Source organism: Moraxella nasovis (genome assembly GCF_022701215.1).
Classification (GTDB): Bacteria; Pseudomonadota; Gammaproteobacteria; order Pseudomonadales; family Moraxellaceae; genus Moraxella; species Moraxella nasovis.
Window position 1 is genome coordinate 659,702 of sequence record NZ_CP089976.1, and the last position, 19,721, is coordinate 679,422.

The window sequence follows — 19,721 nt, forward strand, 5'->3', positions numbered from 1 at the left end:
AATAAAAACGGCTACTTAGTGTAGCCGTTTTTATGATTTAGGATTCTTCTTCGTCATCATCCCACTTGGCATAACTTTTGGCAGGGTCAATGCCTTGGGACTTAAGATAAGCAACTTGCTCTTCTAGCGTACGTGTTTTTTCTGCGTCGTGCATCGCATCTTCTAGTTTGTCCAGCTGATTAATCAGCTCTTTATGATCGGTCATGATTTTCTCCTAAATTAGATATATCTCCATTAAACCAAATTTATCCAAAAAAAGCAAATCTACCCTCTAATTCTCAAAAAATCCATCGCCCACAAAAACAACCCCATCGCCCACCAGCCCCCGAACAGTTGTCTGAATTTTATCATCTAAATGGCTAGCATAAAAAATCAAATCGCTCATCTGCTGTGTTTGATGGTCAAGTGATAATTCCACCAATAAATCACAAACTCGATTTGCCACCGCCTCCCCAGAATCCACAAGCTCCATCTGTAAACGACGTGCAGCGATTTCTTCTGCTAAAAAAGCCTTAAAAAACGGATAATGCGTACAGCCAAGCACAATGGTGTCCACGCCATCATCCGCCCATGCTTTGACTTGCTTAACCAAAAGCTTTGCCACAGGGCTATCAATCGGCTTACCTGCCTCCACCCACGGCACAAGGCTTGGCTCAAAATGCTTATGAACAGTGATGTTGCTTGGCATGGCGACATCACAGATGACCTGTTGTAGCAGTTTACCATCAAGCGTGGCTCTCGTAGCAAGCACAGCCACTTGCTTGGTTTTGGTCAAAAAACAAGCAGGCTTTAGTGCAGGAACAAGCCCCACGATTGGGATTAAAAACTGCTGCCTTAATACTTCAAGTGCGTGAGCAGAAGCACTATTACAGGCGATGACAATAAGCTTACAGCCTGCTTGGCATAATTTTTCCACCGCTTGGCAGGTTAGCCTTAAAATCTGCTCTGCAGATTTATCGCCATAAGGTATGTTTTTAGTGTCAGCATAATAGATAAATTGCTCATTTGGCAAAGTTCGTCTTAAATGCAAGAACACCGACAGACCGCCTACTCCGCTATCAAACACCCCGATTGGTGCATTATTCATCGCATTCACCGCTTATCTTGCTTAATCTCAAACGTCTGATTGCCACTTGTTAGGCTTAGCACCGTGCCTGTCCCCTTATCTGTCAGCTGACCCATCTCCACCAAGTGATACAGCACATTGCGATTCACACGTGCTGTAAGATTAAAGCGAGTATCAATATGCAGGCGCTCATCAAGCACGCCATCATTCATCACCGTCTTAAAATAAGGTATATGCTGTTCATCTAAGAAAATTTCATCGCCATGTGTTGTTGTAAATTTAATCAATGTCATGCCATCTATCGCCACCTCTTCCACTTGATTGATAAACAATGGCACATCCGCCACACAGATTTCGTATTGATGGCTTGGTGTTTTTAAAAAATGGCGTTTTTTATCGCCTTCAATCTGTGCCCACAGCACGCTGGCAAATAAATCCACCAATGATTGGCGGGTTATTTTCACCCCTTCGTGATACCAGTCGCCATTATCGGCAATCCTAATATCAAACGGTGTGATAATCTTAGGCGACCACAGCTCAAGCGGTGGTATAGGGCGCTCACTGGGTATCGCTTGAATCAGATGGTCAAGTGCGTTTTGTTGCGTTGGGTGTTTATGGTGATTGGCATTCATGGTTATCCTTAAATTATGGCGTGCCGAACACACCATCGCAAACAGCGTTATTATTAAATTTAGACACTCATTGTGCCTAAAAACACCTAAAAAAGCAAATAGATTGCACCAAAATCCCCAAAAGACGTCCTGTTAAATCTGTTATACACGCATTCGCTAATTGTCAATCTGCCCAATGCTTGGTAAAATGACTATCTCACCCACTAAAAGGCATTAGATAAATAGCCAAAGGAAACCCAATGCAAGAACCAATTCAAAGAGAATCCATGGAATTTGATGTCGTCATCGTAGGCGGCGGCGTTGCAGGATTGTCCACCGCCATTCGTCTAAAACAGCTTGCCAATGACGCAGGCATGGATGAATTTATGGTGTGTGTTTTGGAAAAAGGATCAGAATTTGGAGCACACACGTTAAGTGGAGCGGTCATCGAGCCACGTGCATTAAGCGAACTTTTCCCAAACTGGCAAGAGATGGGAGCACCATTAAATGTAAGCGTCAAAGAAGATCGTGTGTATACGCTAAGCAGTGCCACAAAATCTGTCAAGCTACCAAGCTCAGTTGTGCCTATGAGTATGCATAACGAAGGCAATTACATCGTCTCGCTGGGCAATGTCGTCAGATGGCTTGCCGAGCAAGCAGAAAGCATGGAAATTATGCTATTTCCAGGCTTTGCTGCCAGTGAGATTCTCTATAATCATGATGGATCTGTACGTGGCGTCCAAACAGGCGATATGGGCTTGGATGCTCATGGTCAAGCCAAACCCAGTTTTGAGGCAGGTTATGAGCTTTTGGCCAAATACACCGTATTCGCCGAAGGATGTCGGGGGCACTTAGGCAAGCAGCTTGTCAGTCGCTTTTACCTTGATGAAGGTAAAGACCCGCAACATTATGGCATTGGTCTAAAAGAATTATGGGAGATTGACGCGGATAAACACGAAGAAGGTGTGGTATTACATGGCTCTGGCTGGCCATTAAGTGATACAGGCACATCAGGGGGGTGGTGGCTGTATTTTGCCGAAAATAATCAAGTCAGCTTTGGCATCGTAGTTGATTTATCCTACCATAATCCTTACGTTTCACCCTTTGATGAGTTGCAACGCTTAAAACTACACCCACTGATTCGCCCAATCTTAGAAGGGGGCAAACGACTATCCTATGGAGCAAGAGCCTTAACCAAGGGCGGATTAAACAGCCTGCCAAAACTTAGCTTCGCTGGCGGTGTCTTAGTAGGCGATGATGCAGGCTTTTTAAACCCTGCCAAAATCAAAGGCACTCATACCGCCATGAAATCAGGTATGCTTGCTGCTGAGAGTATCTTTAAAGCGATCGTTGATGGACGCAGCCACGATGAAGTGACAGAATATCAGACCGCATTTGAAGACTCGTGGCTATTTACTGACGCTTATGAAGCACGCAACTTCTCGCCTGCTATGCATCGCATGGGTCTATGGATGGGCGGTGCTTTTACCTTTGTGGAACAAAATTTACTCAGCAGTAAAGTACCATTTACCATTCATGATAACAGCTTTGATTACCATCAGCTTGATAAAGCCGATCACGCTTATCAGCCTGATTATCCCAAAGCAGATGGTAAACTTATCTTTGATAAACTGTCTAGCGTATTCATCTCGAACACCAACCACGCCGAAGATCAGCCTTGCCATCTAAAGCTCACCGACCCTACTGTACCTATTGAGCAAAATCTACCAATTTATGCAGAGCCTGCTCGACTGTACTGCCCAGCAGGCGTATATGAAGTGGTAGCAGACGAGACCACCAAGCATGGTGCTAGGTTTGTCATTAATAGTCAAAACTGCGTTCACTGTAAGACATGCGACATCAAAGACCCTGCTCAGAATATCACTTGGGTAACTCCTGAAGGTGGTGGCGGACCAAATTATCCAAATATGTAATTAAAAAAGCCTATCAGTCATTGATAGGCTTTTATTTTAAGAGCTAAGCTTATATCATTAAGTATTCAAATATTTTGTTTAATAACAACTTTATCAATTAGCACGTGATCTGCCTGTAAGCTGTCACCAAACTCAAGTAAGATCACATCTTGCACAATACCTACCAAATTAAGTGCCGCTTCTACACCCAAATTAACGCTACCGACGACTGCCACTGGGCTTTTCTTTAAAAATAGCCCATCACAGTGTAGTTAATACGCCACGCCACCACCAATATTCTCATCTTTACCTGATATGCCAAGCTTGCGCCATTTGGCTCCTGCCACGATGATGCTACGGCTCAGATACAAGCCCTGTATTTAACGTGATGCGATAGCCATCATCCACTTTCTCAATGTTAGACATGCTGATATGTTCTTTTGCCGTGATGGCATAGGTCTTTATATGTTAAGTAAGATTGACCGATAGCTGACTACCAGTCGTTAAAGGCATAAAAAATTAGGCTCTCAATGTCTTAGGCATCTTTTTCCCATCACAAAAGTTATAGGTTGGATAATTTTTCGCTATATACTCATACAGCATCTAATAAAGCCTAAACCTAATATTGCCATATTTTGTTGCTTACTTCACTTAGATTATGATTGAAAGCTGGCACCATTACCAATTTACCTAGACATTAATACCCAAAAGCCTAGAAAAAAAAGAATTTAGAATGTAAAATATTATGATGATAAAAACTGCACACATTTATATATTTTATAAATTTTACCAATCGTTATAAAATTACTCAAATCAGCTTGCTAAGCTGTGTCATTCTTGTTAATATAACCCTACATAAAATTTTAACCACCAAAAGGAGAATGTTATGTTTCCAGAATACCGTGAACTAATGACAAAGCTAAAAGCAGAAAATGACTTGCACTTCACTAAGCTGTTTGATGAACACAATCAGCTTGATGAAGAAATTACTAACATCGAAAACGATCCTGTGCAAGCTGTTAGCCGTGAAAGCGAAATCGAATCTTTAAAGCGTAAAAAGCTTGCACTAAAAGACGAACTTGGTCGATATCTAGCAACTAAAGCCTAATTCTTAGCTAAATAATGTAACAAGCCCCACCTGCTGGGGTTTGTTTTTTTCTAAACTTATTAGCGGATAACTTCACGCCTGCCATTAGTCAAATAACATCTAAATCAAAATAAAAAACTTTGGCAAATATTAGGGCTTTTATCATCTTAAATTTAATACCGATTAGATTTTACCGACCAAATCAAGACTTGGTTTAGCGTTTTAACCTACTTTTCACGTATAAAATCTATAATTTTTATCCAGTTAAAAATTTTAAATATTTTGTTTTGTTTTATTAAACTTAAGTGTAAAATATCCCAATAATGGGCGTGGTAACTTTTCGTCTTTGATAATAAAACACGCTATTTTTAGACCGATTTTAGATTGGCACAAAATCAGTTTTTTTTAAAAGCCTACAAAAATATCTCACCACACCCACGGGCTTTAAAAAAACGACAAAAACTTAGCCGTTTTTACCCAAAAACGAATAATTTATTTATTTGAAAATTAAAAACCAACACACCCTATTTTTATAAGTCTTTGCGTGATGAATTATCAACACGCCCTAATGATAATAGCCATACCATGATTACTCTTCGTCAATTAGAATTTGCCCTTGCGGTTGCTAAGCATAAACACTTTAAGCGTGCTGCTGAAGAATGTAATATCTCTCAGTCAGCACTCAGCTTAGGCATTGCCGAGCTTGAAAGACAGCTTGATACTCAGATTTTTGAACGTAATAACAAACAAGTCTTAATCACGCCTATCGGTGAAGAGCTTATTGAACGTGCCTTAAGAGTACTTAGCGAAGTTAATGACCTAACAACAAGAGCTCATAGCCACCAGATCGCACTTGCCTATCCAATGGCAATCGGCATTATCCCCACCATCGCTCCTTATTTACTACCGAAAGTTCTTCCTGTCTTAAAGGCAAGATACCCAAGCTTTAAGCTGTCGATTATCGAAAAACAAACGGAGCGGCTCATCGAACAGGTTCGTTATGGGCATATTGATACCGCCATCATCGCCCTGCCTTATGCTGTAGATGGGCTACACAGTTTTGAGTTTTGGGCAGAAGATTTTTTTGCGATTTTTCCAAATAACGACCCAAAAGCCAACCTGCCCCACATTACCAGTAGTGAATTGGCAAGGTCAAATCTTTTGTTACTTGGCGAAGGACATTGTCTGACAGATCAGGCACTGTCTGTGTGTGCTATGGATCAGCATGAAGTTAAATCAAACTTTTTTGATGCCAGTTTAAACACCATCATTCAGATGGCGATTGCAGGCATGGGGACGACACTTGTGCCTAAGATGGCTCTTGACCAGATCAGTAATCTTGACACCATTTCCGCTGTGCCATTAGCAGAGCGTGGGCCACACCGTAAGCTTGCTTTTATTACACGGCTAAACTACGCTCGAGTAAATGATGTTAAGCTACTTAGTCAGATTTTTAGCAAAGCCCTAGCAGATCATGACGCTTAGATACTACGCTGCCTTAAGATATTATGCCACTTGCGATAGTCTGGCATCGCCTGCTCAACCGACTGCCAAAACGCCTTGCTGTGATTGGCATGGTGCAAGTGGCATAATTCATGCACAAAGACATATTCTGTGCATTCATAAGGATAAGCTGCCAGATATATCGATAGCCAAACTCTAGCCGAATGGGTATTACAGCCCCCCCACCGTGTCGTCATTTTCTTTAGGCGAATTTCACTTGCACAACGCCCCACGATAGGCTGCCACGTCTGTGCCAATATGGGTAATTTTCCCTGCAATGCCTGCCGATAGATTACCATCAAAAGATTTTGTTTGTGGGTATTGCTAAGCTTAATATCATCAGTCTTTATGCCATTTTTATCACAATAAGCTTGGATGTCAAGTGGCCGACCCCACAGTATGGGTGATGTTTGGGCGGTGTTTTGCTGTATTAGCTTAGCATTAACATCAATCGCCCAAGCCAATCGGCTCTCAATCAAGCTTATCGCTTGGTTAGGATTAAGCAGATGCGGTATACTCACATACAGCTTATTTGGCTTCATGCGAAAATTGATATTTTTAACAGATTTTTTGGTGATAATAAGCCAGATGCCATGATGGGCAAACTGCGCCTTAAGTGTAGTGTACATTAAAATGAATTTAAAAGAGCATCATCAGTAAAATAACACAAAAAACCCCTTAACTAAGGGGTTTTTTATTGCACAGCATGATAATTATCTGATATCATTTGGTGCTAAAATAGTAATCTCAACACGGCGATTGTCTTCATAAGATGGTCCAAACTGACTTGTCTCGCCACGTCCATAAGCACTGATACGGTGCGATGACACGCCTTGACGTTGTAGATAATTTGCTACTGCTTGAGCACGGTTTTGTGATAGACGATAGTTAAAGTCGCTGTCGCCTTCCACAGAAGCATAGCCATTAATTTGGATATTAGTTTGGTCGTACTGTGCCAACGTATTCGCCACTTGGTTTAGCGTGCGGTATGACTGTGATTTGATGTCATAACGAGCCACATCAAATGTGATGGCTTCTGGAATAGCAAGGCTGATGTTATTGGTGTTTGGATCACGAGCAACTTCAATGCCTGTGCCAGCAGTTTGTTGCTTAAGCTGGGCTTCTTGGCGGCTCATATACGCACCCACACTTGCACCTAGTGCCGCACCAATAGCAGCGTCACGACCTGTGTTATCGCCACCTGTACTTTTTGAGATAACCGCACCTAGCACTGCACCGCCTAACGCACCTAGACCTGCATTCTTAGCAGTACTGCCGTTTGTGCCATTGCCAGTTGCACAGCCTGTTAGAACCATAGTGGAGGCTAGGGCTGATACTGCAAATAATTTAACGCTTTTCATGATAAGCTCCTTATGCTTATACTTATGGGTATTTATCATCAGTATACCTATAAAAAATAAATATTGTGTTGTAACTATGTATCTAATTGTGTATATTTTATAAATAAAATCGCCAAAATCGGCGATATTTTGTTAGAATGTGGTAAATTTTATCGCCTTTTGTTGGAACTTGCATGACACATCACTCCCAAAAACCCGCTAGAAGCCCTTTTAAGCTCACCCAAAAGCTACATCACTCATTCCCAAAGCTTGCCCAAAAGCTGTCTTTAGCTGCAGGCTCAGGGACAATAGCCCTAAACAGCTTGGCAGTAGGGCTGCCCATCTATGCTGCTGGACTTGCCAAAACGCTTGGCAATTCTAAGCGTGCTGATGATGCGGTGATTGGCATTACCAAGCATTGGATTACAACGAATAATTTATTGATTGATAAAATCTTGCCAAATAAAGATTGGCGTATCACTCTGCCTGATAACCTAAACCCAAATGGCAAATATCTGCTTATCTGCAATCACCAATCATGGGTAGATACCAGTATCATTCAATACATCAGCGAAAACCGTCTGCCTATCACACGCTTTTTTACCAAGCATGAGCTCATTTATATCCCTATTGTCGGTCAGACCTTTTATTTTCTTGACTTTCCGATGATGAAACGCCACTCTAAAGAGCAAATTGCCAAAAACCCAAGCCTTGCTGGTCGAGATATCCAAGAGGCAAAACGAGCCTGCCAACTGCTCAAAGACAAGCCTTTTGTTTTATTGAACTATCTTGAAGGCACTCGCTTTACACAAGCCAAGCATGCCAAACAAAACTCACCTTATCGCCATCTACTAAAGCCCAAGGCAGGCGGTTTTGCTCTAGCGGTTCATAGCCTAGGTGATAAGATTGATGGCATTTTAGACATGACGCTCGTCTATCCTGATGGCATACCCACTTACACAGACCTATGGCAAGGTAAAATCACTCGCTTGGCGGTGGATATTCGCCCTGTTAAGATGGACGATACGTTATTTAGCAGCCTTGTACAGGGCAAATACGACAGCGATGATACGACAAAATCAGCCTTATTTGATTGGCTTGACCAAATATGGCAAGCCAAAGATGCACGTATCGATGAGATGCTAGCACAGTTTGACTAAATAAAAAGCGTAACGCTGAGTTAGCTTGTAACGATAATCAATAAAAAAACCTTGCTCATTGGCAAGGTTTTTATCTGACTGCCTTACTTGGCAACTGTTTCTACCGCTGTCTCAGCAGTCTGTAATGGTTCACTGTGGTGCTCGCCTGCTGGACGCAAGAAAGCAAAAACGCCAATCCCCACAACCATCGCTAAAAATAAAGTGATGCCAATTAAAGAGGTTAAAAGTTCTTTAACTGGGCTGTTTTCTGATGCATCATGTGCCATAATTCACCTACCATCTAAAAGTTATGCACATACAGCCTGCGACTGCTTGGCTTAGTGCTTTATAAATAACCCTATTATATACCAAATTTTACTTTTTTGTACAATAGTTTAATATATTGTAAGTACTTTTCATGCAGTAGGCGATGATTTTAGTCTCGGACGCCTTGCCCTGTGTAGTATTTTTGAGTGCGTCCGCTTTGACCTGATTGACGCTTCACCACAAAACTTAGTAAAATCAGCAACAAACTTAACCCTAAAATCGGATAATGCCCAAATATAACAAACGGCGTCTGTCCTGTAAATGTCGCCACATCACCTCGCAGCACCACACGTTTAAATTGTGGTGCGGTACTGACAATCTGTCCTTTTTCATTAATAAAAGCTGTCACGCCCGTATTCGTCGCTCGGACAAAGGGGCGTGCCGTCTCAAGGCTACGCATCTGCACCATCTGTAAGTGCTGCCAAGGTCCTGCACTCATGCCGAACCACGCATCATTTGACACAGTCAATAAAAAGCCTGCATGGCGAGCGTTCTGGCGAGTCGTCTCAGGATATGCCACTTCATAGCAAATCGCCACTCCCATATCATGCCCTTTTACCTTAAGCGGGGCTTGGTTGGATAATCCACGGCTAAAACCTGCCATGTTCTGCATACCTGCTAAGTCTGGCAAGACATTTAGCAACCCCTGAAAAGGAATATACTCCCCAAAAGGCACAAGATTTTGTTTTTGGTAAACCCCTTCGCTATCGCCTAAGGCAAGAACACTATTATAAAACTGCGATTGCCCCCCATCATCTTTAGTATGGTAAGGTATGCCTGTTAGCCATGTACTGCCCGCTTGTTTTGCCTGCAAAGATAGTGCATGCGTAAATGGCTCGATTTCGTCTTGGAACATCGGCACAGCAGCTTCTGGCCACACCACCAGATCACGCCCCCATTCATCTTTTGATAAAGACTCATAGATTTCAAGTGTCTTTAAGCGGTAGTCTGTCAGCCACTTTATATCCTGCGAAATATTACCCTGCACAAGCGACACCGACATCGTCTGACCTGTCGGCACAGCCCACGTTACGCCACTAAAATGCAATAAAACAGCAAGTATAATAAGGCTAAAGCTGATGATAAGGTAGCCGACTTTTCTACGAAAAAGCTCCACAAGACTTGCTGATAAAAGCACAACAACAAAGCTGACACCAAGCACACCAAGCACTGGGGCTAGCTGATTAATCCAGACCTGTTCTGTAAATGCATAACCCACAAATAGCCAAGGAAAGCCTGTGAAAAGCCACGTTTTTAGCCACTCTTGAGCTACCCATAAGGATGCAAAAGCAAGTGGCTGCCTACCCAAAAATCGCACAAAAGCCCAAGACATCACGCCATGAAACAATCCCATCACGATTGCTACAATAGCCACCATTACGACCGCAAGCCAAGACGGTATCCCACCATACAGATGAATCGAAGTATAAAGCCAAAACGCTCCCACCATCCATACCCCAAAACCGTAGAACTGACCTGTCCAAAATGCTCGCTTGGTAGAAATATCCCCCGACAGCAAAACATAAAGCACTAAAGGCGATAAGATGGCAATCCCCCAAATGTAATAAGGTGCTAATGACAAGCTAAAAATCATACCAGCGCATAATGCGATGATTAGTGCAGCCCCTGTGGGAATACGTAAGATGGATTGGGTTTTAGTAGGTTTAGTGGTGTAGCGGCGTAATGTCTGAGTCATGATATGTATCGTTTTAACAAATTAGCTAATTTTAACAAACTTTATCAATCTTTGTTTAGCAAATTTAAACAAAATACGATTTTGTATAAAAAACAAATATCAATAAAAAAAAGCACAGCGATCAACTGTGCTCTCTAGTAGAAAAAAGATTAATCTTGCCGTTGTGGCACAAGCGTCAACTCAAGTAAGTGAATAAAGCGACCTTCTACATCAATGACGGTGATTTGCCAATCATCAATCTGCACAACCTCGCCTGCCAAATCACTCACCGAACCTAATGCCTGCATAACCAGGCCGCCCATAGTATCTACTTCGGTATCATCAAAATCTGTGCCAAGCTTCTCATTACAGCTGCTGATAGGTGTTGAAGCTTGTACCAGCCACACGCCTGGCTTATCTGGATGAGGAATAATGTTATTAATATCACTGTCTTCATTAAGATCATCATGCTCATCAACGATGTCGCCAACAATCTCCTCAAGTAAATCCTCCATCGTTACCACGCCTGACACTGAACCAAACTCATCAATGACGATCGCCATATGTACTTGGGCACGCTGTAACGATCGTAGTAACGTATCAGATCGTGCCGTCTCGCTGATAAATAAAGGCTTACGCACAATATCGGTCAGCCTTAAGGTTGCTTCTGCCCCTTCTAGGCGAGCCTTTAGAATGGGGATAAGGTCTTTTGCTAATAAAATACCAAGCACTGCATCATTATCACGGCTATCAGTTACAGGATAGCGAGAATGCTCTGTCTCAAGCACAGTAGATAATATATCCGAAAAATCGCCATCACTACTGATGGTAACGACTTGTGGGCGTGGCGTCATGATTTCTCGCACTTGGGTGGCAGGCAGATCAAGCACACCTTCGAGCATATCAACCGTATCAGGCTCTAAGAATTGCCGAGAGTCTTGTACTAGTTTTAACAAATCGTCTCGGGTCTCAGGTGCGGTACTAAGCCAGCGTTTAAGCCCACGCATTGACCAACCAGAACTGTCATCTGACATGATGGCGTTTTAACCTCGTTTAAAATAAGAATAAAGTAAGCTATGTTGCAGTTGCTAAATTTAGCCCAATTTTTGTGTTTTGGCAAGCAATCTATTAAAAAATGTTAAATTTTCACCCAGCGAATGACGCGTTCTTCTATCTGTTCATCATTAAAATTGCGTTCACTCACACAGCGACGAGCCACGCCTACTCGGGCTAGACCCTGCTGGTGTGTCTTTTCATCACCAATCAGCCGATGCCACTTGGGTAAGTTTTGACCTAGATATAGCCGCTTATAGGCACAATGCCTTGGTAGCCACATCATATCTGGCAGCATGTCAGGTGTTAAACGAATGCAGTCTGGCACATAATTTTGGCGGTGTTCATAGTTACTGCACAGTCCAGACTGACAGTCGAGAAGTTGGCACGCCACGTCCGTATATTCAGTAAAGTGGACATCATCTTCATCCAAAAACTTCACCAAACAGCATACACCGCAGCCGTCACACAAGGCTTCCCATTCACGATGAGTCATCTCATCTAAAGCACATCTTTCCCAAAACCTTGGGCGTATGTCTGATAAAATCTGCTTATCAACCGTCACAGGTAGCCACACCTAAGCCTTTGGAGCATTTGCTAGGATTTTTATTAACAACTGCCAATAAGTCTCAACCGTACTTATCTGAACTTTCTCATCAGGAGAATGGGCGTTTTTAATGGTCGGACCAATAGATACGATGTCTAAATCTGGGTGGCTTTGCTTAATTAGACCACATTCTAGCCCTGCATGAATGACTTTTACTTGGGGTTTTTCACCTAAAATCTGCTCATAAAGCTCAACGGTTAAGGGGGTAATGTTTGACTCTAGATCAGGATTCCAGCCGACATAGTCACCATCAAACACCGCCTGTGCTCCTGCTAAGGCAGCCAAGCTTGATAAGGTCTGCATAACAGACGTCTTGCCACTTTCTAGTAATGAGCGTATCAGCAGTACCGCCTCAAGTTTATCTCCCAATGACAGCATGCCAAACGATAGCGACGTCTCCACTGTATCTTCCGCGACGTCACTAAATCGCACCACACCACTTGGCAATACATTAATAAAATCAATCACCTTAGCAGTAGAAGTTAAGCTAAGAGCACAACTTGGCAAGTCTGTCTTTGCAGTAATCATTTTGGCGTTTTTCTCAGCGTGGCAAATTTCAGTAAAAATGGCCTCAAATGACTGCTGAACAGTCGTCAAAATTTCCTGCTCATCAGCCGCATCTAGCACAATGACCGCATTTGACTCTCTGGCAATGGCGTTTCTTAGTGTGCCACCCAAAATGCTTGCGATGGCAAATTTATCACCATGCTTGCTATGCACATCTTTTAGCAATCTAGCCAAAACCTTAATGGCATTACTGCGATTTTGATCAATGTCAAGTCCAGAATGTCCACCCTTTAACCCTTTAATGGTCAAGTCAATCGCCAAATTAAAGCTGTGATCTTCCCAGTCAACAGGCAGACTTAGGTCAGCATCAATCCCGCCTGCACAGCCGATGTACACCTCACCAATCTCTTCGGTATCTGTGTTAATCATGATAGGTGCAGTAAGTGTGCCTGCTTGCAAGCCCTTCACGCCAACCATGCCCGTTTCTTCGGTCATAGTCAGTAGCACCTCAAGACGTGGGTGTGGCAGATCATCACTTGCCAAGACTGCAAGACAGCTTGCCATGCCGATACCGTTATCAGCCCCAAGTGTCGTGCCTGTCGCCATCAGCCAATCGCCATCTAGGCGTAGCTTAATGGGATCGACACTAAAATCATGTGGCGTGTCTGCGTTTGCCTGTGGCACCATATCCAAATGGGCTTGCAAAGCAATCGGCGTGCGATTCTCATAACCTTTGGTTGCACACTTTTTAATGATGACATTGCCGACGCTATCTCGGTATACTTCTAAGTTTTGAGATTTTGCCCACGCTACAATCATTTGTGCCAAGGTCTCTTCATGGTAGCTTGGGTGTGGTGTGGCACAAATGCGGGCAAACCACGACCATAAACTGGCTAAATTTTTATCTTCGGTGAAATGCTTAACAAGCTCTAAATTATGCGTTAAAACAGCATCACAGTTGGTATTAGTCATATTTTTCCTTTGTTATTTAACGTGTTAATTTAACGTGTTATTTGGCGTACATTGTAGCATATTTTTGACAATAACGACATTTAGCACGCAGCTGCATTTCACAAAAGGCGGCTTGCTTAAACAATTTTTTTATGACAAAGCATAAAAACTTGTGTATAATACGCTGTCATGGTGACGTGGCTGAGTGGTTGAAAGCGCACGCCTGGAAAGTGTGTATAGGTTAATAGCCTATCGAGAGTTCGAATCTCTCCGTCACCGCCACATCAAACAGCCCCCATTTGATGCCCTAAATTATTTTTTTAGGGTTTTTTTGTTTTTAGGTTGGAAGCTTTAGCGGTCGTGTAAGAAAAATGTCATGAAAGTTCTAACCGTGTCATGCCTGTGCTAAACCGTGAGAAGATTTGTAAAGTTGGCAGCTTCACCCGCTTTTACCAGATTGTTAATGCTTTGTACTTGGTCAACTAGGCTGTTTGACACACCCATCGTTAAACCTGTGGTTTTTTGGTGTTGGTGATTGTAGGTTTCTGTGGTGGCATTCATATTTTGGATGCTCGCTGATTTGGCGTTAATCACCACCGTGCCATGGGTTAGGTCATGCACGTTGTCATTGCTTTGGTTACCTGCTGACACCACACTGCCTTTGATGAAGCCTGATTTTGTTTGGTGGTGGTTTTTAAATCACAATTATAATAGGTGTCATAATCTTCTTCTGATAAGAAGTAGAGTAAATCATCTTCTTACACTGTACAAATAAGGAAGAAAATCTCTTAATGTGTACATACTTGGTCATTACTATCTCCAATTTTTTTGATACATTTTAATAAATTACTGTCTTGTTTTTTTGCCTTGATTTATGTTGAGATAAGTTCTACGACACTTACTTGCTTGAGACCAACCAATTGAAATCATCACATCATTGGTAATGGCTTCTTCGTATATTACTAAATGATATTGGTTGTGGCAATAATTCATTCCATCTTTATTGTTATCAAGAAAAACCCACTTTCTTTGACTTTCTATGTTTTTTATTAACTTTTCTTTTTGTTTATTATCTAAATTAATATATGTTATATAAACAGATACCACCTCTGGCTTTACTCTGTGATAGATTTTATCTGGACTTGGCAAATCTTTTATTACTTGATCTGTTAAGCCATATATATCATTTATTGATGGCATATCTTCTCTATCATCATAATTTTTAAGACTAAACTTCATATTTCCTGTTACGTACATTAAAACAAAAGGGGCTGTACTAGATTAACTTTAAATTCCACACCATTTCCTAAGCACTTTAAGCTGATGAGAGGCGATCCATAGTTAAATCTAAACTTCCGTCTTTGATAAAAAGATGAATGTTTTTCTTGTCAATACCGTTGTATTTGCGTAGCACACGTTTGACTTGCGACCAGAAATTTTCAATGCCGTTAATGTGATTGTAAGCATTTTCTTGGTTAACAAACTCTTTTGAATGATTTATCCGAAAGTGTTTGAAGTCTGATACATCAAGAGCATTGTAACTTCGGTAGCTGTCTGTGTAAACTATGCTGTCAGGCTCGACTTTGCTTGTAATGATAGGCATGAGTGTGTCTGTTTTGGTGTCTTTAACAACAACAGTATAAACTTTACCATTTGCCTTAAAAGATCAAAGACAGCGGTTTTGCCACCTGCTCTGTGTCCACGTTTACCTTTAGAACACCACCGAAATAACTTTCATCAAGCTCAACTTCTCCATCAAAGAGTGTTTGAGCTTCTAGGCTAAGATGGTATTGTATCACAGTTAAGATTTTATGATAAAATAACGCTGCTTAAATTATGCTTAAATGCCTAACAAATTACTGGCTGTTCTAGCAGTAACTTGGGCGATGAAAAATTCAAGTAGTTTTAACTGAACTTTTTTAGTTAGTTTACAACGAGTTATCTTCATTTTTGTCGTATACCACATTGTGTAATCTACTACAGCCCCTATTGTTTTTCCAACGTACCCAATGATAGTTTGTATGGATTGTCATTTGGTAAATTTTCTGCTCTCTGCACTACCATCGTTCCCAATCTTTTGATACATACTCAAAATTTTAATCAATTCATCTTTGTATTCTTCGTTGTATGGAATAAAATATTTTTTATTGTTGCTTGATATGGATATTGCATCATAAGCATAATGCGAAATTATTTTGCTTAATAGTGTCATTTTTTTAACTTCAATTACTTCAATATTGTTTAAATATTCATATTGAAATTTTGAAAATTTCAATGCCATTTTGCCATCAAGAAAAAATATTCCCACAACAGTTCTTTTTAAGAAAAATTTATATAAAATATTCTGCAAAATAAATAGAAATCCAACAACACAAAGAAATAAAGAAAAATATGTGTGAGAATTTGGCATGAGTTTAAAAAAAATATAAGATAAGCAAAGAAAAGCGAAAATTGTTGGCACCATTTCAAAATTCTTTTCATCTAAATATTTTTGATTAATGTATTTATTATATCTATCATAATCTAAATTTTTAATTATATTCATTCAATCCTCCCTCATTGGTAAGAAACACATATTCCATTCACTGTTTTTTTTGCAAGTTATTAATGGCGTAGTACGTTTTATGGTTGGTTTTTGTTGCCTTATATCATGTAGAATTGCCTGTTGTTGGGTCAATTTTAACAGTAACAACATTTGTATGATATTTTATTATTTCGCAACACTTTCCAAATGACTGATAAAATTCTTATCGGCTTTACTGTGTGGTATAAAAAAAATGCTATGTCCATTAGTTAATTTAATAAAGCTGACGGATAAAATTGGATCTTTTTTGGTGATAATCCAATTCTTTTTTATAGAGTAATCCCAATCCAAGATGATGGGATTATCAATCATGATTTTTTGATTTAAAAAACCTTTTCCTTTTATCGTACTATCGACAATACTGATGGTTTTAAAAGACTTTCTGCCATAGTTTATAAGTAGCGCAATCTCTTCGATTGATACCACTGCCAACGATATTATTGGTGGCAGATAGTATGTTGAAATTTTTACTCCGAAAATTTGAACAGCCCATGCATTAGAAGTAAACACATAATAAGAAAAAAATAACATAAAAGCCAAACATAAGAATAATATAATGAAAGCTCTATTAACCCTATTTATAAAATTACTATCTATGACAAAATAATAAATATTACTTCGATTCATTTTTATTGTCCTTTTTTTTGTTTATCTATAGAAATGGTGTATTTTTTATATAGCTCATCCGAAATTTTTCCAAATGACGCATTAGGAGCCACAGTAATTGAGGTCTGACACAAATCACCACAATTGTAGTTACCAAGATACTTTCCTGCACCATAAGTAAACCCATTCACCACATGAGATGGCTTAACACTAAAATCATCGCCTTTGTTAGAAATAATTTGATTACTATATGCCGCTGCAACACCAACAGTAATTGCTTGTGTTGTATTTTTGGTCATATTTAACGCTCCCCCTCCAAGACCCCCTGTAACAGTATTGGATATATAACCCAAAGCATTTCGTTCATTTTTAGGAGTGGTTGCATGGTAGCTTACAGCAGAAGTTGCAGAGCCTACTTTGACTGTTGTTGGAGTAACTGAAGCTGCTGCGAAGACATAAGGGGTATATCCAGCAGTAGTTGCAGCCAATCTATTGAACTTCATGATAGGCTTCATTGTTTCCGCTACTGATTTCTGACTGCTACTCAAAAACGGAGTTATATGCTCAGGCATTACATAAAATAAAAATGGCAAATCCTTACTTTTAGCATTTGAATTTTTCTGTCTGGCATCACTACAACCTTCTAAATTTGGGTTTCTTTGACAATGCTCAGCTTTAACAATTTGGTGATTGATGTCTGTTGTAGATATATTAAAGTTACTTGGTGTCCAACTAAATTGATTATCCTCCACCGCCACCTTAGCCACTTCACTTGCATTTACTGCTTCTGCCACATCACCTGTGGTGGTGTAGGTAGTAGCAACTGTACCTAGTCTTATGATGCTTGTGATGGTGTCTTTTTGTTCTTGAGTGAGCTTACTAGGTTGGTTTTTGTCATATAAGATTTTGGATAAGGCAGGGGCGACTTTTTCACTGGTTGCTCCACTGAATGCTCCTAGTGCTACATTATTACCTGTCGCATAGCTTGTGGTAGCTCCTAGTAGGGCATGGGATAATTAGTGCCTTGTAAAAATATATAATCACGTTGTGGTACGAGTTGATTTATTCTAATGCTTTGGCGTAAGATGCCAAATCTTGCAAAGCTCGTGGATTTTTACCGCCCCACCAGTGTTTACGGCATTCACTTCTAGGACTCCAAAATACATGTATGCCAAAAAATTCTCGTTCATCTATCTTAAATTCAACATACATACCATCTTTCAAGCAAAATATTTTTTTCTCATCCACTTCAAGCACAACAAATTTTTTGTCTGCAATGATTTTAATCATGACATTTTCAGATTTATCATAGGCAAAATATCTTGAAAAGTAATAATGGTCGGCTTTTCTAAAATAATCTTCATCTAAATAGGATCTGTCAAAATCTGTCAATTCATCAACAACTTGAGCCATTTTCTCTTTATTTGGCAAATCATAGTATTTCCATTGATACAAATAAGGATTCGCCTTTTCAAAACTTTTGTCGTACAATTTATAAAAATACAGCCCAAATAAAGCGGTGCTTATTATACCACCTACGATAAGTATGATTTTATTGAGTAGATTCATTTTAAAACACCTAAGTCTTTTAAGATCTTCTTCTCGGTATCTGTCAGCTGTCGCATCACAGTGCCACCAACACCAACTTGGGTAGTACCTACACCTGTTGCCACAGTCCAATACCCTTCCTTCCCTTCACCTCTAGATACACTCAAACAAGCATAATGACAACCTTGCAAACCAAGAGATCTACCTCCAATCGCCTGATCCACTTTTGCCTCGCTACTACCCGCACCAATAACTGTTCCAACCTGAACAGAAATCCCCAAAGAAACAGGTTTTTTGAAGCCTTTAGCTTTAATATCGTCTTGGATTCTATTTACATAATCTTTTGGATTTATGGTAATTCCATATCCAGCTTGGTATTCATCTGATTTAGGCATTCCACCAATCCAAACATTGCCATTTCTATTGTTTACAACAATGGTATATGAAAACACACCAGCACTTACCGAATATATTGTTAAATCATGATATTTATCAGCGTATTCCCCAAAGATGTCACCAAGGGTTCTTACCTCGCAAGCATTAACATCCCCATTCCTGCACGCACGAGCATTTAAGGCTCTACCTTTTTGCATATAGTTTGCACCTCCATTATTCTCCACCGCCACTTTCCCAACTTCACTTGCATTCACCGCTTCTGCCACATCGCCAGTCGTCGCACCAACTCCAAGTCCTGCAAGGCTTGCAATACTACTTACCGTCTGTTTTTGTTCTGTGGTTAGCTTACTTGTGTCAGAAGTGCCAAATAGATATTGAGATAAAGGTTTGGCAGTAGCCTCAGCACCCATCGCAGACAACGCTCCAGTCGTTGGGTCGTTGCCTGTCGCATAGCTTGTGGCAGCTCCTAGTAGGGCATGGGATAAAATGTGTGGGGCAGTACCTTCGGTGTTGTTTTGTTTAAAGTGTTGTCCGATTTGATAGGAAAGTTCTGGGCTTAATACTCTGGATATGTCGCCTGTGATGCCGTTGCCGTTAGGTGCATATAGGGCGGATGTGATGCCATAAAATAGGCGTAGGTTGTTCATCATAAAAATTTAGCTTCTTTGATTCTTGGTTAAATAGAACAGTAAAGCCATAAAAAGCAGAGTTGATGGTATTGATACCAAAAAATAATATAACATTTCATCCATAATATCATGAGAATTTGTATTGTAGAAATGAAAACTGGGAAACTTTAAAATCATAA

General features: G+C 40.5%; 22 protein-coding genes, 1 tRNA gene and 1 pseudogene. 5 read left to right on the forward strand and 19 right to left on the reverse strand.

Annotated elements, in window-relative coordinates:
• Positions 1-37: 37 nt before the first annotated feature.
• The 3 genes from LU293_RS03285 to LU293_RS03295 all read right to left on the reverse strand — a co-directional run bounded on the left by LU293_RS03285 (position 38) and on the right by LU293_RS03295 (position 1,698).
• Positions 38-205 carry a hypothetical protein gene (locus tag LU293_RS03285; RefSeq protein ID WP_242748715.1) on the reverse strand — a complete coding sequence of 56 codons (168 nt, stop codon included), beginning with the start codon at positions 203-205 and terminating at the stop codon, positions 38-40.
• Positions 206-271: 66 nt separating this feature from the next.
• Positions 272-1,087, reverse strand: coding sequence for a glutamate racemase (murI, locus tag LU293_RS03290; protein ID WP_242748717.1), 816 nt, complete (start codon positions 1,085-1,087; stop codon positions 272-274).
• A gap of 5 nt (positions 1,088-1,092) precedes the next feature.
• Complete coding sequence (locus LU293_RS03295) at positions 1,093-1,698, reverse strand: DUF1285 domain-containing protein (RefSeq protein ID WP_242748731.1); 606 nt, start codon at positions 1,696-1,698, stop codon at positions 1,093-1,095.
• A gap of 239 nt (positions 1,699-1,937) precedes the next feature.
• Here LU293_RS03295 and LU293_RS03300 point away from each other — a divergent pair, with 239 nt between their 5' ends.
• Positions 1,938-3,611, forward strand: coding sequence for an electron transfer flavoprotein-ubiquinone oxidoreductase (locus tag LU293_RS03300; protein ID WP_242748733.1), 1,674 nt, complete (start codon positions 1,938-1,940; stop codon positions 3,609-3,611).
• A gap of 65 nt (positions 3,612-3,676) precedes the next feature.
• Here LU293_RS03300 and LU293_RS03305 read toward each other — a convergent pair whose 3' ends face one another.
• Complete coding sequence (locus LU293_RS03305; protein ID WP_242748735.1) at positions 3,677-3,826, reverse strand: hypothetical protein; 150 nt, start codon at positions 3,824-3,826, stop codon at positions 3,677-3,679.
• A 650-nt stretch (positions 3,827-4,476) separates the two neighbouring features.
• On the opposite strand from LU293_RS03305, the gene LU293_RS03310 reads away from it, so the two are divergent.
• Positions 4,477-4,698 carry an HP1242/YdcH family protein gene (locus LU293_RS03310; protein ID WP_242748737.1) on the forward strand — a complete coding sequence of 74 codons (222 nt, stop codon included), beginning with the start codon at positions 4,477-4,479 and terminating at the stop codon, positions 4,696-4,698.
• Between the two features lie 564 nt (positions 4,699-5,262).
• The gene (locus tag LU293_RS03315) at positions 5,263-6,162 is read left to right on the forward strand and encodes a hydrogen peroxide-inducible genes activator (RefSeq protein WP_242748740.1); all 900 of its coding nucleotides are present in this window, start codon (positions 5,263-5,265) and stop codon (positions 6,160-6,162) included.
• Here LU293_RS03315 and LU293_RS03320 read toward each other — a convergent pair.
• Both LU293_RS03320 and LU293_RS03325 read right to left on the reverse strand, forming a co-directional pair.
• Positions 6,159-6,809 carry a M48 family metallopeptidase gene (locus LU293_RS03320; RefSeq protein ID WP_242748742.1) on the reverse strand — a complete coding sequence of 217 codons (651 nt, stop codon included), beginning with the start codon at positions 6,807-6,809 and terminating at the stop codon, positions 6,159-6,161. The two genes, LU293_RS03315 and LU293_RS03320, sit on opposite strands and share 4 nt — an antisense overlap.
• An 84-nt stretch (positions 6,810-6,893) precedes the next feature.
• Positions 6,894-7,541 (reverse strand): YiaD family glycine zipper/OmpA-like lipoprotein, encoded by a 648-nt coding sequence (locus LU293_RS03325; protein ID WP_242748744.1) that lies wholly within the window; start codon positions 7,539-7,541, stop codon positions 6,894-6,896.
• A gap of 173 nt (positions 7,542-7,714) precedes the next feature.
• On the opposite strand from LU293_RS03325, the gene yihG reads away from it, so the two are divergent.
• A complete protein-coding gene (yihG, locus tag LU293_RS03330; protein ID WP_242748746.1) occupies positions 7,715-8,680 on the forward strand; it encodes a 1-acylglycerol-3-phosphate O-acyltransferase, YihG family in 966 nt (321 codons plus the stop codon).
• Between the two features lie 83 nt (positions 8,681-8,763).
• Here the strand turns inward: yihG and LU293_RS03335 are convergent, their stop codons facing one another.
• The 5 genes from LU293_RS03335 to LU293_RS03355 form a co-directional block, all read right to left on the reverse strand.
• Positions 8,764-8,946 (reverse strand): hypothetical protein, encoded by a 183-nt coding sequence (locus LU293_RS03335; RefSeq protein WP_242748749.1) that lies wholly within the window; start codon positions 8,944-8,946, stop codon positions 8,764-8,766.
• A 149-nt stretch (positions 8,947-9,095) separates the two neighbouring features.
• Complete coding sequence (gene lnt / locus LU293_RS03340) at positions 9,096-10,682, reverse strand: apolipoprotein N-acyltransferase (RefSeq protein WP_242748751.1); 1,587 nt, start codon at positions 10,680-10,682, stop codon at positions 9,096-9,098.
• A 149-nt stretch (positions 10,683-10,831) separates the two neighbouring features.
• A complete protein-coding gene (locus tag LU293_RS03345) occupies positions 10,832-11,695 on the reverse strand; it encodes a transporter associated domain-containing protein (RefSeq protein ID WP_242748758.1) in 864 nt (287 codons plus the stop codon).
• Positions 11,696-11,799: 104 nt separating this feature from the next.
• Entirely contained in the window at positions 11,800-12,279 is a 480-nt protein-coding gene (locus tag LU293_RS03350) for a YcgN family cysteine cluster protein (protein WP_256462120.1), read from the reverse strand.
• A gap of 12 nt (positions 12,280-12,291) precedes the next feature.
• A complete protein-coding gene (locus LU293_RS03355) occupies positions 12,292-13,800 on the reverse strand; it encodes an aminoacyl-histidine dipeptidase (protein WP_242748760.1) in 1,509 nt (502 codons plus the stop codon).
• Between the two features lie 170 nt (positions 13,801-13,970).
• Here LU293_RS03355 and LU293_RS03360 point away from each other — a divergent pair.
• Positions 13,971-14,061: transfer RNA gene (locus tag LU293_RS03360), tRNA-Ser, on the forward strand.
• 123 nt (positions 14,062-14,184) lie between these two features.
• Here LU293_RS03360 and LU293_RS03365 read toward each other — a convergent pair.
• The 8 genes and pseudogenes from LU293_RS03365 to LU293_RS03400 form a co-directional block, all read right to left on the reverse strand.
• Positions 14,185-14,430, reverse strand: a complete 246-nt coding sequence (locus LU293_RS03365; protein WP_242748762.1) for a hypothetical protein — start codon at positions 14,428-14,430, stop codon at positions 14,185-14,187.
• Between the two features lie 195 nt (positions 14,431-14,625).
• Positions 14,626-15,018 (reverse strand): hypothetical protein, encoded by a 393-nt coding sequence (locus LU293_RS03370; RefSeq protein WP_242748764.1) that lies wholly within the window; start codon positions 15,016-15,018, stop codon positions 14,626-14,628.
• 48 nt (positions 15,019-15,066) lie between these two features.
• Positions 15,067-15,727 (reverse strand): annotated as a pseudogene (locus LU293_RS03375) (IS1595 family transposase).
• Between the two features lie 81 nt (positions 15,728-15,808).
• Entirely contained in the window at positions 15,809-16,324 is a 516-nt protein-coding gene (locus tag LU293_RS03380; protein WP_242748766.1) for a hypothetical protein, read from the reverse strand.
• 165 nt (positions 16,325-16,489) lie between these two features.
• Positions 16,490-16,990 (reverse strand): hypothetical protein, encoded by a 501-nt coding sequence (locus tag LU293_RS03385; RefSeq protein ID WP_242748769.1) that lies wholly within the window; start codon positions 16,988-16,990, stop codon positions 16,490-16,492.
• Between the two features lie 2 nt (positions 16,991-16,992).
• Positions 16,993-17,763: a hypothetical protein gene (locus tag LU293_RS03390; RefSeq protein ID WP_242748772.1), complete on the reverse strand. Its 771-nt coding sequence runs from the start codon at positions 17,761-17,763 to the stop codon at positions 16,993-16,995.
• A 268-nt stretch (positions 17,764-18,031) separates the two neighbouring features.
• Positions 18,032-18,538, reverse strand: a complete 507-nt coding sequence (locus tag LU293_RS03395) for a hypothetical protein (protein WP_242748774.1) — start codon at positions 18,536-18,538, stop codon at positions 18,032-18,034.
• Positions 18,535-19,563 (reverse strand): VENN motif pre-toxin domain-containing protein, encoded by a 1,029-nt coding sequence (locus LU293_RS03400; protein ID WP_242748777.1) that lies wholly within the window; start codon positions 19,561-19,563, stop codon positions 18,535-18,537. Before LU293_RS03400 ends, LU293_RS03395 begins: the two co-directional genes overlap by 4 nt.
• Positions 19,564-19,721 lie beyond the last annotated feature (158 nt).